Below are 12,470 nucleotides of genomic sequence, written 5' to 3'. Positions count from 1 at the left end.
CGTGCAGACGTGCCCGACGCGAGGTCAGAGGCGCTCGATGATCGTCACGTTGGCCTGGCCGCCGCCCTCGCACATCGTCTGCAGGCCGTAGCGGCCGCCCGTGCGCTCGAGCTCGGCCAGCATGGTCGTCATGAGCCGGGCGCCGGTGGCGCCGATCGGGTGGCCGAGCGCGATGCCGCCGCCGTTGACGTTGACCTTCTGGTGCGGCGCACCGGTCTCCTTCATCCAGGCGAGCACCACGGAGGCGAACGCCTCGTTGCACTCGAAGAGGTCGATGTCGTCGACCGACAGCCCCGTCCTCTCCAGCGCTTGCTTGGTGGCGCCGATCGGCCCGGTGAGCATCCAGACCGGGTCGTCGCCACGGACCGACAGGTGGTGCACCCGCGCTCGCGGCGTCAGGCCGTGGTCCTGCACCGCCCGCTCCGACGCCACCAGGATCGCCGCCGAGCCGTCGCAGATCTGCGACGAGACCGCGGCGGTGATCCGGCCGCCGGGTGCCAGCGGCTCGAGGCCGGCCATCTTCTCCAGCGACGTCTCCCGCGGGCACTGGTCGGTGTCGAAGCCGTCGAGCGGCTCGATCTCGCCCGCGAACCGGCCCTCGGCGATCGCTGCCCGCGCCCGCTCGTGCGAGGCGAGCGCGAACTCCTCCATCTCCTGCCGCGAGATCCCCCACTTCTCGGCGATCATCTCGGCGGAGCGGAACTGGCTGACCTCCTGGTCGCCGTAGCGCGCCTGCCAGCCCGGCGACTCCGCGAACGGCGTGGAGAAGCCGTACTGCTGGCCGATGAGCATCGCGGCGGCGATCGGGATCGCGCTCATGTTCTGCACACCGCCGGCGACGACGAGGTCCTGGGTGCCGGACATGACGCCCTGGGCCGCGAAGTGCACGGCCTGCTGGGAGGAGCCGCACTGCCGGTCGATCGTCACGCCCGGCACGTGGTCGGGCAGCCCCGCGACCAGCCACGCGGTGCGAGCCACGTCGCCGGCCTGCGAGCCGATCGTGTCGCAGCAGCCGAGGATCACGTCGTCGACCGCCCCCGGGTCGACACCGGTACGGCGTACTAGCGCGGCGAGGGTGTGCGCGGCGAGGTCGGCGGAGTGCACGCCCGCGAGGGCTCCCCCGCGCTTGCCGACCGGCGTACGGACGGCGTCGACGATGTAGGCCTCAGGCATCAGCAATCCCATCCAGGAGAATCGTCAGGTACTGGTCGGCGATGGCCTCGTGCGAGAGCCCGCCGCCGGGCCGGTACCACCGCACCGCGACCCAGACGGTGTCGCGGATGAAGCGGTAGGTCAGCGTGACGTCGAGGTCCTGGCGCAGCGCGCCGCTCTCGACGCCCTCGGTCAGCAGCGTCATCCAGACGTTGCGCGACTGCGCGTTGCGCTCCGCCAGGTAGGCGAACCGCGGGAAGCTGCCCAGGTGGTCGGCGTCGTTCTGGAAGATCGCCACCTCGTGCCGGTGCTGGTCGATCGCGGCGAAGGAGAGCCGCACCGCCCGCTCGATCTTCGTGCGCGGGTCGTCGGCGCTCGCCAGCACCTCGTCGTACGACGCGAAGAGCTCGGCCTGGAAGGTCTGCAGGATCTCGTCGACCATCGACTCCTTGGAGTCGAAGTGGTGGTAGAGACTGCCCGACAGGATCCCGGCCGCGTCGGCGATGTCGCGGACCGTGGTGTTCTTGAAGCCCTTCTCGGCGAAGAGCCGGGCGGCGATCGCGAGCAGCTCGTCGCGCCGCGTCGCAGAGGCTTGCGTCTCCCTAGGCATGCTGGCTGCTCACGGACACGACCTCACCGGTGAGGTACGACGAGTAGTCGCTCGCCAGGAACACCATCACGTTCGCGACCTCCCACGGCTCGGCGGCCCGCTTGAACGCCTCGCGGCTCGTCAGCTCGTCGAGCAGCTCGTCGGAGGTGACCTTCGCGAGGAACGGGTGCATGGCCAGGCTCGGCGACACCGCGTTGACCCGGATGCCGTGCGGCGCCAGGTCCATGGCAGCACACCTGGTCAGTGCCATCACGCCGGCCTTCGCCGCAGCGTAGTGGGCTTGGCCCTCCTGCGCCCGCCACCCGATCACCGAGGCGTTGTTGACGATCACGCCCCTCCTCCCGGCCGCCACCATCCGCTGCCCGGCCGCCCGGATGCAGCGGAAGGTGCCGGTGAGGGTGATGTCGAGGACCGTCGACCACTGGTCGTCGGTCATCTCGAGGATGCTCGCCGTGCCGCCCAGGCCGGCGTTGTTGATCATCACGTCGACGCCGCCGAAGTCGTCGGCGGCGTCGAGGAACGCCGCCACCTGCGCGTCGTCCGTCACGTCGCAGACGAGCTGGCGCACCCGGTCTGCGCCGAACTCCTCGGCCAGCGTCGCCTCCGCCTCCGCCAGCCGACGCTCGTGGGTGTCGCTGAAGACCACCGCCCTCGCGCCCTCCTCGAGCGCCCGACGTACGACGGACGCGCCGATGCCCGCGCCGGCACCGGCGGTCACCGCCACCACCTTGCCGGCGAGCAGGTCGTGCCCTGCGACGTACTCGGGAACGGTCATCCGCGTGCCTCTCGGGGAAGGCCGAGCACGCGCTCGGCGAGGATGTTGCGCTGCACCTCGTCGCTGCCGCCGTAGATCGTGTCGGCGCGCGCGAAGAGGAAGAGTCGTTGCCAGCGGTCGAGCTCGTAGCCGTCGGCCGTCGCGGTGGTGAGTCCGTCGGCGCCGAGGACGTCCATCGCGACCTCGCCGAGCCTCTTGTGCCAGCTCGCCCAGACCAGCTTGAAGACCGACGGTCCGGCCGCGTCGTCGGAGGAGAGGCCGCGCATCGCCTGGCGCCGCAGCACCTCGAGCTCGACCTTGAGGCCGGCGAGCCGGTCGCGCAGCACCGGGTCGTCGATCGTCCCGTTGGCCCGGGCGAGGTCGACCACGCCGTCGAGCTCGCGCGCGAACCCGACGACCTGCGCGAGCACCGAGACGCCGCGCTCGAAGCCGAGCAGCGCCATGGCGACCCGCCAGCCCTGGCCCGGCTCGCCGACGACCAGGTCGGCCGCCGTGCGCGCGCCGGTGAAGAAGACCTCGTTGAACTCCGAGCCGCCGGTCAGCTGCTCGATCGGGCGGACCTCGACGCCGTCCTGGTCGAGCGGCACCAGCAGGAAGGACAGCCCGTGGTGGCGCTGCGAGCCCGGCTCGGTGCGGCACAGGACGAACGCCCACTGGCTGAAGTGCGCGTTGGACGTCCACACCTTCTGCCCGTCGATGACCCACTCGTCGCCCTCGAGGCGGGCCCTGGTCTGCACGTTGGCGAGGTCGGAGCCGGCGTCCGGCTCGGAGTAACCCTGCGCCCAGAGCTCCTCGACCGCGACGATCCGCGGCAGGAACCGCGCCTGCTGCTCCTCGGTGCCGAACGCCATCAGGGTCGGGCCGAGCAGCTCCTCGCCCAGGTGGTTGACCCGCACGGGCGCGTCGGCCTTGGCGTACTCCTCGTGGAAGATCACCTGCTGGGTCAGGCTCAGCCCGCGGCCGCCGTGCTCGGTCGGCCAGCCGACGCAGGTCCAGCCGTGCTCGGCGAGCAGCCGGTTCCAGGCGACCCGCTCGTCGTGCGCCTCGTGGTCGCGGCCCGCGCCGCCGAGCCCGCGCAGCGCCGCCCACTCGCCGGTCAGGTGCTCCTCGAGCCAGCCCCGCACCTCGGCGCGGAAGGCCTGGTCCGCATCGGAGTAGGTCAGGTCCACGGGTGCTACTCTACCAAGCAAATGCTTGGTCAGGAGACACTGCCCGCCCTGCTCCGCGCTGCCGCGGAGCGCTTCGGCGACCACCCGGCCTACGTCGAGGGCGGCTCGACGCTGTCGTACGCCGGCCTGCTCTCCCGCGTGGAGGCGGCGGCCGCGGCGTACGCCGACCTGGGCGTCGCGCCGGGTGATCGGGTCGTGCTCTGGGGGCCCAACAGCACGGACTGGGCGGTCGCGGCCCTCGCGGTGTCCTACGCCGGCGGCGTCCTCGTGCCGGTGAACTCACGCTACGTCGGCCACGAGGTCGCCGACGTGGTCGCGCGCACGTCGGCGCGCGTGGTGGTCGTGCACGACGGCTTCCTCGGCCGCGACCAGGTGCGCGAGCTGGCCGACGCGGGGGTGTCCGAGCAGGTCGTCACCCTGCCCGACCTCATGGCCCGGGGCGCCGGCGCGGCCGCACCCGCCGACCGCTCGCCCGACGACGTCGCGGACATCCTCTTCACGTCCGGCACCACCGGTCGCTCCAAGGGCGCGATGAGCGCCCACCGCCAGACGATCGGCGTCGCCCGCGCCTGGGCCGAGCTCGGCGGCGTCCGCCCGGACGACCGCTACCTCGTGGTCAACCCGTTCTTCCACTCCTTCGGCTACAAGATCGGCATCGTCGTCGGACTGCTCACCGGTGCGACGCTCTACCCGGTCGCGACGTTCGACCTCGACGCGGTGATGGGGCTCATCGAGTCCGAGCGCATCACCGTGCTGCCCGGCGCACCCACGATCTTCACCTCGCTGCTCAACGCGCCCGGCCGCGCCGAGCGCGACCTGTCGTCGCTGCGGCTCGCGGTGACCGGGGCGGCCGTCGTACCGGTCGTGCTGATCGAGCGGATGCGGGAGGACCTGCAGATCGACCAGGTGGTGACCGCGTTCGGCATGACCGAGGCGGTGGTGGTCACGATGTGCCGCGACGGCGACTCCGCCGAGACCGTCGCGACGACGTGTGGCCGCGCCATCCCGGGGATGGAGACCCGCATCGGGGCGGAGGGCGAGCTCCTGGTGCGCGGCGACTACGTGATGCTCGGCTACCTCGACGACCCGGAGGCGACCGCGGAGGCGATCGACGCCGACGGCTGGCTGCACACCGGCGACGTCGGCGTGCTCGACGAGCACGGCAACCTGTCGATCACCGACCGGCTCAAGGACATGTACATCTCCGGTGGCTTCAACGTCTACCCCGCCGAGGTCGAGCAGGCACTGGCCCGGATGGACGGCGTCGCCGACGTCGCGGTCGTCGGCGTGCCCGACGAGCGGATGGGCGAGGTCGGCAAGGCGTACGTCGTGGGCTCGGTGGCCCCCGACGACGTGATCGCCTTCGCCAGGGAGCGACTCGCCAACTTCAAGGTGCCGCGGCACGTCGAGCTCGTCGACGCGCTCCCCCGCAACCTGTCCGGCAAGGTGCTCAAGACTCAGCTGAGGAAGTAGATGGACCTGACACTCTCGGATGCCGAGAAGGCGTTCCAGGCCGAGGCGAGGGCGTGGCTGGCGGCCAACGTCCCCGCCGAGCCGCTGCCGTCGATGGACACCGCCGAGGGCTTCGTCGCCCACCAGGAGTGGGAGGCCCGGCTCGCCGAGGCGCGCTGGTCGGTCGTCTCGTGGCCGGAGGCCTACCACGGCCGCGGCGCCTCGCTGGTCGAGTGGGTGGTCTTCGAGGAGGAGTACTACCGCGCCGGCGCCCCGGGACGGGTCTCCCAGAACGGCATCTTCCTGCTCTCCCCCATCCTCTTCGACCACGGCGCGCAGGAGCAGCAGGACCGGTTCCTGCCCTCGATGGCGACCGGCGAGCAGGTCTGGGCGCAGTGCTGGAGCGAGCCCGAGGCCGGCTCCGACCTCGCCTCGCTCCGCTCGACCGCGACGCGCGACGACCAGCGCGGCGGCTGGGTGCTCAACGGCCAGAAGACGTGGTCGTCGCGGGCGTCGTTCGCGCACTGGGGCTTCGGCCTCTTCCGCTCCGACCCCGGGGCCGAGCGGCACCACGGCCTGACCTACTTCCTCTTCCCGCTCGACGCCGACGGCATCACCGTGCGGCCGATCGCGCAGCTCGACGGGGAGGCGGGGTTCGCGGAGATCTTCTTCGAGGACGTCTTCGTCCCCGACTCCGACGTCCTCGGCGCGCCGGGCGACGGGTGGCGGGTCGCGATGTCGACCGCCGGCAACGAGCGCGGCCTGTCGCTGCGCTCCCCCGGCCGCTTCTGCGCCGCGGCCGACCGGCTCGTCGACCTCTACCGTCGTACGCCGCGGCCGCCCGCAGCCAGCGCCGACGCGGTCGTCGACGCCTGGATCCAGGCACAGGCCTACCGGCTCTACACGTGGGGCACGGTCACCCGGCTGCGCGACGGCGGCGACATCGGTGCCGCGGGCTCGGTCAACAAGGTCTTCTGGTCGGAGCTCGACGTGGCCCTGCACGAGACCGCCCTCGACCTGCTCGGTGCGGAGGCCGAGGTGGAGTCGCCCTGGCTGGACGGCTACACGTTCTCGCTGTCGGGGCCGATCTACGCGGGCACCAACGAGATCCAGCGCAACATCGTCGCCGAGCGGATCCTCGGACTGCCGCGCGAGCCGAAGGGGGCCCAGAGGTGAGGTTCGTTCTCGACGCCGACCAGCGCGACTTCGCCGCCGCGCTCGACTCGCTGCTCTCGGGCGCCGGCACCGTCGCCGCCGCGCGGGCGTGGGCCGACGGCGACCACGGCCCCGGCCTCGCGTTGTGGTCCCGGCTCGCCGACCTCGGCGTCACCTCGCTGGCGACCGACGCGACGCCGGTCGAGGTCGCGGTCGCGTTCGAGGCGCTCGGACGGCACGCCGTGCCCGGCCCGTGGGTCGAGTCCGCGGCGTACCTCCCGATCGCGCTCGGCCACGACGTGGCGGGTGTCGCGACCGTCGCCCTCCCGCCGCACGTCCCCTACGCGCTGGACGCGGACGTCGCGGACCACGTCTACGTCGGCGACGCGCCCGCCGACTCGGTCGGCGAGCGGATCGCGTCCGTCGACCCGACCCGCCACCTCTTCCCCGTCACCGGGGCGGGCGAGCCGAGCCGCGAGGCCTTCGACCTCGCCGTGCTCGCCACGGCCGCGCAGCTGCTCGGCGCCGGCGAGCGGGTGCTCGCCGACTCGGTCGCGTACGTGAAGCAGCGCAAGCAGTTCGGGCGCGAGATCGGCTCCTACCAGGCGATCAAGCATGCGCTCGCCGACGTGCGCATCGGGCTGGACTTCGCCCGCCCGCTCGTCCTCGGTGCCGCCCTCGGCGAGGTCGACGTGTCCGCCGCCAAGGTCGCCGCGGGCGACGCGGCCTACCGCGCCTCCCGCACCGGCCTCCAGGTCCACGGCGCGGTCGGGTACACGCGGGAGCTCGACCTCAGCCTGTGGTTGACCAAGATCCGCGCGCTCGTCACCGCCTGGGGCACCCCGGACTTCCACCGGGCGCGCATCCTGCAGAACCTGGGGGCGGGCTGATGGAGTTCGCGCTCACCGAGGAGCAGCAGGAGCTCGCCGCGACGGTCCGCTCGCTGCTGGACAAGCGCGGCACGTCCCGCGTCGAGCGGTACGACGAGGCGCTGTGGTCGACACTGTGCGAGCAGATCGGCGTCGCAGCGCTCAACGTGCCCGAGGAGCACGACGGCTTCGGCGCGTCGCTGTTCGAGTCGCTCGCGGTGCTGGAGGAGGTCGGCCGGGCGCTGGTGCCGTCGCCGCTGCTGTCCACGCTGGTCACCTCCGAGGCGCTGCTCGCCGGCGCGGACGACGACGCCAAGGCCCGGCTGCTCCCCCGGATCGCGGCCGGCGAGGTGGCCGCCCTCGTCGACGGCGACGCGCCAGTGCTGGACGGGGACCTGGCCACGATCCTCCTGCTCGCCACCGACGACGGCCTCTTCGAGGTCTCCGGCGCCCAGACGTCGTGGACGCCCACGATGGACCAGACGGTCCGCCTCGCCGCCGTCACCGGCGGCACGACCACCCGGATCGGCGACGGCCCGCGCGCCCGCGAGCGGGCGCGCCAGGTCGGCGCGGTCGGGTGCGCGGCGCTGGCCGCGGGACTGGCGAGCCGGGCGCTCGAGATGACGGTCGCCTACAGCAAGCAGCGCGTGCAGTTCGGCAGGCCGATCGGGTCCTTCCAGGCGCTCAAGCACCGGATGGCCGACATGCTGGTGCTGGCCGAGATGTCGCGCTCGGCGTCCTGGGCCGCGTCGTACGCCGTCGCGATCCACGCCGACGACGCCGAGCAGCTCACGCACGCCGCGAAGTCCTACTGCACCGACGCGCTGGCGCGGATCGCCGCCGAGACCGTCCAGCTGCACGGCGGCATCGCGATCACCTGGGAGCACGACGCGCACCTGGTCTTCAAGCGCGCGCACGCTCTGGGACAGCTCTTCGGCTCGGCGGCGGAGCATCGCGCGGCTGTGGCACTCTGACGGCATGAGCGCCGAGCTCCCCCGTCCGGTCCGGGTGTTCACGCCGGCCGACCTGGTCGCCGCCGACCCGACGCCGGGGATGGACCGCGAGCGCGCCTTCGAGCTGCCGCTGCTGTGGGCGGGGCAGGTGGAGACCGCACCCGGCGCCGTCTCGGGCTGGCACCACCACGACCGCAACGAGTCGAGCCTGTACGTCGTCCGCGGCATCCTGCGCCTCGAGTTCGAGGGCCACGAGGGCTGGCTCGACGCCGGGCCGGGCGACTTCGTGCACGTGCCGGCGTGGACCGTGCACCGGGAGTCCAACCCGACCGGGGAGCCTTCGCTGGCCGTCATCGCCCGGGTCGGCGGCGGCGTGCCGACCGTCAACGTCGACGGTCCGGCCTAGCGGGCTCCGGGCGGCCGGGGCGCGGTGTCCTCGGCACGATGGAGGAGCGTCGCCTCGCCCGGGATCGTCCGGATGTCGCCGCGGAGCACGCGCTGCTGCAGGTCCGGCGGGAACATCCGCTCGATGTCCGCGCGCAACGACTGCTGCCGCGGGAAGCGCACCCGGGCGACGTCGCCCTGGCGGTCCAGCCTCACGACCGCCGCGAGGGACGAGCCGCTGAGCTCCTCGGCATGCGGGCCGGTGCGGAAGTCGCCGCAGCGCATCCAGGCGTAGAGCGTGCGGCCGTCGCGGTCGAGCACCCTGATGGCGCACTGGAAGAGGCCGGTCGGCGCGCCTCCGATCATCTCCTGCCGGACGTCGGCACGCCCCTCGAGCTGGTGGAGCAGATCGGCCCGCGGCGGGTCGGCGGCTGAGGCGACAGCACCGACGGCGCCGAGCGCGGTCGCGGCGATCCCGAGGATCAACGTCTTCATGACCTGTCTGACGCGCGCGATGCCCTTTCGGTTGCGTCGCTGCCGACGAGGAGGAGCGGCTGTCGGTCGTACCCACATCTGATCAGACCGGCTGCCGATCCGCGGGGCCACGACCGAACCGTCGCTAGGTTGAGCTGGTGCGCGTCCTCATCCTGGGTGCCGGGTTCGGCGGCCTCGAGCTGGCCTCCACGCTCGCGGCCGAGACCGACGGGGCCGTCGAGGTCACGCTCGTCGACCGGACCGACGGGTTCGTCTTCGGGTTCTCCAAGCTGGACGTGATGTTCGGGCGGGCCACCGCCGACCACGTCACGCACCCGTACGCCGACCTGGCGCACCCCGGCGTTCGGTTCGTCCCGGCGACCGTCGAGTCGATCGACCCGCGTGCGCGGAGCGTCGAGACGACGGCCGGGACCTTCGAGGCCGACGTCCTCGTGGTTGCCCTCGGTGCCGACCTCGACCCCGCTGCGACGCCGGGGCTGGTCGAGCACGGCCACGAGTTCTACACCGAGGACGGCGCCTTCCGGCTGCGCGAGGTGCTCGCCGACTTCCCCGGCGGGGACGTCGTGGTCGCCGTGACGTCCACGCCGTTCAAGTGCCCGCCGGCGCCGAGTGAGACCGCGCTGCTCGTCCACGACCACCTCCGCGAGCGCGGCCTGCTGGACACCTCCTCCGTCTCGCTCGCCATGCCGCTGCCGGTGCCGATCCCGCCGTCGCCGGCGGCGTCGAAGGCGCTGCTCGCCCAGTTCGAGCGGCGTGGCATCGCCTGGCACCCCGGCGCGCTGGTCCGGTCCGTCGAACCCGGCCGCGCGGTGCTGGCCGACGGCAGCTCGCTGCCCTTCGACCTGTTGCTGGCCGTCCCCGTCCACCGGGCGCCGGAGGTCGTCGTCGAGGCCGGGCTCACCGAGGACGGGTGGATCGCGGTCGACCCCGCGACGCTGCAGACCCGGTTCGACGACGTGTACGCCGTCGGTGACGTGACCAGCGTCGGCACCCCCAAGGCCGGTGTCTTCGCCGAGGGACAGGCCGCCGTCGTGGCGGCCCAGCTCATCGCCCGCTCCCGCGGCGAGGAGAGCGGTGCGGCGTACGACGGCACCGGCACCTGCTACCTCGAGTTCGGCGCGGGGCTGGTCGGGAAGGTCGACGTGACGTTCCTCCGCGGCCTCGCGCCCACCGGCGCGCTGCAGGGGCCGAGCATCGAGCTGGCCGCCGACAAGGCGGTGTTCGGCATCGACCGGGTGCGGCGCTGGTTCGGCCGCGAGTGGACGCCGTAGAGGACGGTCTGCTGCAAGGATGGTCGGGTGCGTCGCGCCGTGGCCCCTCTCATCGCGGTGACCGTGGCCCTGGTGCTCGCGGACTCCGCGATCGTCACGCTCGCGCTGCCCGACATCCTGCTCAACCTCGACACGACCGTCGCCGAGGTCGCGTGGGTGCTGATCTCCTTCAACCTGGTGCTGGGTCTGGTCGCCGTGCCGACGGCGGTCGGCTTCCGCCGGGCGCAGCCGCGGCTGCTCGGCGCGGGCGGCATCGCGGTCTTCGCGGCCGCCTCCGCGTGGTGTGCGGTCGCCCGGTCCATCGAGCTCCTGATCGCGGCCCGGTGCGTGCAGGCGCTCGGTGGCGCGCTCGCCCTGGTCGGGTGCCTGGAGATCCTGGTCGCGCTGTACGGCGAGCGGCGCGGCATCGCGACCTGGATCAGCGCCGGGGTGATCGGCACGGCCACCGGACCGGTGGCCGGTGGCCTGCTCACGCAGGCGTTCTCGTGGCAGGCGATCTTCGTCGTCCAGGTGCCCTTCGCCGTGCTCGCGGTGCCCGCGGCCCTGGCCGTGCGCTCCGGTCCGCTCGCGGCTCCGCCCGCCGAGTTCGTCCGGCACCGGCCCGCCGTACGCGCCAACCTGACGCTGGCACTGTTGTCGGCCGCCCTCACCGCCGCGCTCTTCCTGCTGGTGCTCCTCCTGGTCAACGGCTGGGGCCAGTCACCGGCGGCCGCCGCGCTCACCGTGTCGGTCGTCCCCGTCGCCGCGCTGGCCGCGCGGCCGCTGGTGCGGCTGCTGCGCCCGTCCTCCGTGGTCGAGGTCGGCGTGGGCTGCTTCCTGGTCGCCGGCGGGCTGGCCGGACTCGCGGTGCTGCCCTCGGCCGAGCTCGCCTGGACCGTCGCGCCGCAGGCGCTCATCGGCCTCGGGCTCGGGCTGACCGTCGACCAGCTGACCGTCCGGGCCATGCACCTGCGCCTCCCCCGCGTCGAGCACGCAAGCTGGACGATCAGCGCCCGGCACCTGGGCGTGGTGGTCGGCCTGGCGATCCTCACGCCGATCTTCACCGCCGACCTGATGGACGCGCAGGTGCCCGCCGAGCAGGCGATCACCGCGCTGGTGCTCGACGCACCGCTGCCGGCGCAGGACAAGGTAGCGCTGGCCCGCGCGCTGGGTGAGGAGCTGACCGAGCAGCAGGGCCAGGTCCCGGACCTCCACGACGCGTTCGCCGCCGCCGACATCTCCGCGGAGTTCCGCCCCGCTGCGGCCCAGCTCGAGCAGGACCTGGACGCCCAGCTCGAGCGCGCGGCCACCCACGCCTTCCGCGACTCCTTCCTGGCCGGCGCCCTCCTGGCGCTGCTCGCGCTCCTCACCGTGGCGGCGCCGCCCTGGCGGAGGACGCCGTGAGCCCGCGGGTCCTCGCCCTGCCGGCGCTCGCGGTGGTCCTGGTCGCCGCCGTGCTCGGCATCCAGGTCGCGTACGGCGGCGGCACGTTCGAGCCGCTCGAGCCCGCGGACCCCTGTGCCGCGCGCGAGGTCACGTCGTACTCGGACGGCATCGACGCGCTTACCGAGCAGCTCGTGCTGATCGGCCTCGACGAGGCCGCATGCACCCTCGGCACCAGCCGCGAGGCGCTCACCCTCTCGCTCGCACGCGCCGCCGAGCCGACCGACGCCGAGGTCGCGGCGCTGCAGGACGGGCTGGTCGCGGCCGTCGGCCGGATGCAGGACGACGGGACCCTGCCCCCTGCCTCCGCGCTCGTCGACGACGCGCTCGACCAGGCCGAGCTCAACAGCCTCCTCGAGACCCTGATCCGAGCCATCCCGGACTCGGTCATCGACGGGGCACTCGACACCGACGACGTCCTGGTCCGCGCGATCGAGGACCTCGACATGCGCGCGCTGCTCGCGAACGTCGACGACCAGCAGGCTCTGAACGAGCAGATCCAGCCGGCCGTGACCCAGGCCGTCAAGGACGCGTTGCTCGATCGGCTGCGGTCGTTGGTCTGAGCGCCACTGGCAGCGGGTTGCGGGTCGCTTTGGGCTGGCCGCCGCCAGGCAGCGAAGCGGGTGAGGTGGGCTCCGGGTTGCGGTCGCTTCCCGGGTCGCCGGCCGCATCTTGGTCCCGGAAGTTGTGCCTGTGGATTGTCCACATACCGGGCAAACGCTGGGTTCTGGGGACCTCACTGTCGGTGGTCGGTGCTTGGATT

Annotated in this window: 13 protein-coding genes; 8 read left to right on the top strand and 5 right to left on the bottom strand. The window is 73.1% G+C overall.

The features are described 5' to 3' along the window. Positions 1–24: 24 nt before the first annotated feature. Genes HZF07_RS02715 through HZF07_RS02700 form a run of 4 tightly spaced genes read right to left on the bottom strand, consistent with a single transcriptional unit; the run spans position 25 to position 3,706 of the window. A complete protein-coding gene (locus HZF07_RS02715) occupies positions 25–1,173 on the bottom strand; it encodes an acetyl-CoA C-acetyltransferase (RefSeq protein ID WP_157346795.1) in 1,149 nt (382 codons plus the stop codon). After that, positions 1,166–1,762 carry a TetR/AcrR family transcriptional regulator gene (locus HZF07_RS02710; protein ID WP_157346793.1) on the bottom strand — a complete coding sequence of 199 codons (597 nt, stop codon included), beginning with the start codon at positions 1,760–1,762 and terminating at the stop codon, positions 1,166–1,168. The genes HZF07_RS02715 and HZF07_RS02710 overlap by 8 nt, the downstream gene beginning before the upstream one ends. Continuing rightward, a complete protein-coding gene (locus HZF07_RS02705) occupies positions 1,755–2,537 on the bottom strand; it encodes an SDR family oxidoreductase (RefSeq protein ID WP_157346791.1) in 783 nt (260 codons plus the stop codon). Before HZF07_RS02705 ends, HZF07_RS02710 begins: the two co-directional genes overlap by 8 nt. After that, entirely contained in the window at positions 2,534–3,706 is a 1,173-nt protein-coding gene (locus HZF07_RS02700) for an acyl-CoA dehydrogenase family protein (RefSeq protein WP_181644686.1), read from the bottom strand. The genes HZF07_RS02705 and HZF07_RS02700 overlap by 4 nt, the downstream gene beginning before the upstream one ends. Positions 3,707–3,727: 21 nt before the next feature. Between HZF07_RS02700 and HZF07_RS02695 the strand changes: the two genes are divergently transcribed. From HZF07_RS02695 to HZF07_RS02675, 5 genes are read left to right on the top strand one after another with little or no spacing between them, the layout of a single operon-like run. Beyond that, positions 3,728–5,179, top strand: coding sequence for a FadD3 family acyl-CoA ligase (locus HZF07_RS02695; RefSeq protein ID WP_157346787.1), 1,452 nt, complete (start codon positions 3,728–3,730; stop codon positions 5,177–5,179). Continuing rightward, on the top strand, positions 5,180–6,334 hold the full coding sequence (locus HZF07_RS02690; RefSeq protein ID WP_157346785.1) for an acyl-CoA dehydrogenase family protein: 1,155 nt from the start codon (positions 5,180–5,182) through the stop codon (positions 6,332–6,334). Further along, the gene (locus tag HZF07_RS02685; RefSeq protein WP_181644685.1) at positions 6,331–7,203 is read left to right on the top strand and encodes an acyl-CoA dehydrogenase family protein; all 873 of its coding nucleotides are present in this window, start codon (positions 6,331–6,333) and stop codon (positions 7,201–7,203) included. Before HZF07_RS02690 ends, HZF07_RS02685 begins: the two co-directional genes overlap by 4 nt. Then, the gene (locus HZF07_RS02680; protein ID WP_157346783.1) at positions 7,203–8,156 is read left to right on the top strand and encodes an acyl-CoA dehydrogenase family protein; all 954 of its coding nucleotides are present in this window, start codon (positions 7,203–7,205) and stop codon (positions 8,154–8,156) included. The genes HZF07_RS02685 and HZF07_RS02680 overlap by 1 nt, the downstream gene beginning before the upstream one ends. A 4-nt stretch (positions 8,157–8,160) precedes the next feature. After that, on the top strand, positions 8,161–8,541 hold the full coding sequence (locus HZF07_RS02675; RefSeq protein ID WP_157346781.1) for a cupin domain-containing protein: 381 nt from the start codon (positions 8,161–8,163) through the stop codon (positions 8,539–8,541). Here HZF07_RS02675 and HZF07_RS02670 read toward each other — a convergent pair. Further along, positions 8,538–9,014, bottom strand: a complete 477-nt coding sequence (locus HZF07_RS02670; RefSeq protein WP_157346779.1) for a hypothetical protein — start codon at positions 9,012–9,014, stop codon at positions 8,538–8,540. The genes HZF07_RS02675 and HZF07_RS02670 overlap by 4 nt on opposite strands. A 137-nt stretch (positions 9,015–9,151) precedes the next feature. Between HZF07_RS02670 and HZF07_RS02665 the strand changes: the two genes are divergently transcribed. Genes HZF07_RS02665 through HZF07_RS02655 form a run of 3 tightly spaced genes read left to right on the top strand, consistent with a single transcriptional unit; the run spans position 9,152 to position 12,270 of the window. Then, positions 9,152–10,285 (top strand): NAD(P)/FAD-dependent oxidoreductase, encoded by a 1,134-nt coding sequence (locus HZF07_RS02665; protein ID WP_181644684.1) that lies wholly within the window; start codon positions 9,152–9,154, stop codon positions 10,283–10,285. Between the two features lie 27 nt (positions 10,286–10,312). After that, positions 10,313–11,668, top strand: a complete 1,356-nt coding sequence (locus HZF07_RS02660) for an MFS transporter (protein WP_181644683.1) — start codon at positions 10,313–10,315, stop codon at positions 11,666–11,668. Then, positions 11,665–12,270, top strand: coding sequence for a hypothetical protein (locus HZF07_RS02655; RefSeq protein ID WP_181644682.1), 606 nt, complete (start codon positions 11,665–11,667; stop codon positions 12,268–12,270). Before HZF07_RS02660 ends, HZF07_RS02655 begins: the two co-directional genes overlap by 4 nt. Positions 12,271–12,470: the final 200 nt, after the last annotated feature.

Origin of the sequence: Nocardioides agri, assembly GCF_013778305.1 — a bacterium.
Lineage (GTDB): Bacteria > Actinomycetota > Actinomycetes > Propionibacteriales > Nocardioidaceae > Nocardioides > Nocardioides agri.
The sequence above is the reverse complement of the archived record's forward strand: the minus strand, read 5'-3'. Positions and strand labels throughout refer to the sequence as shown.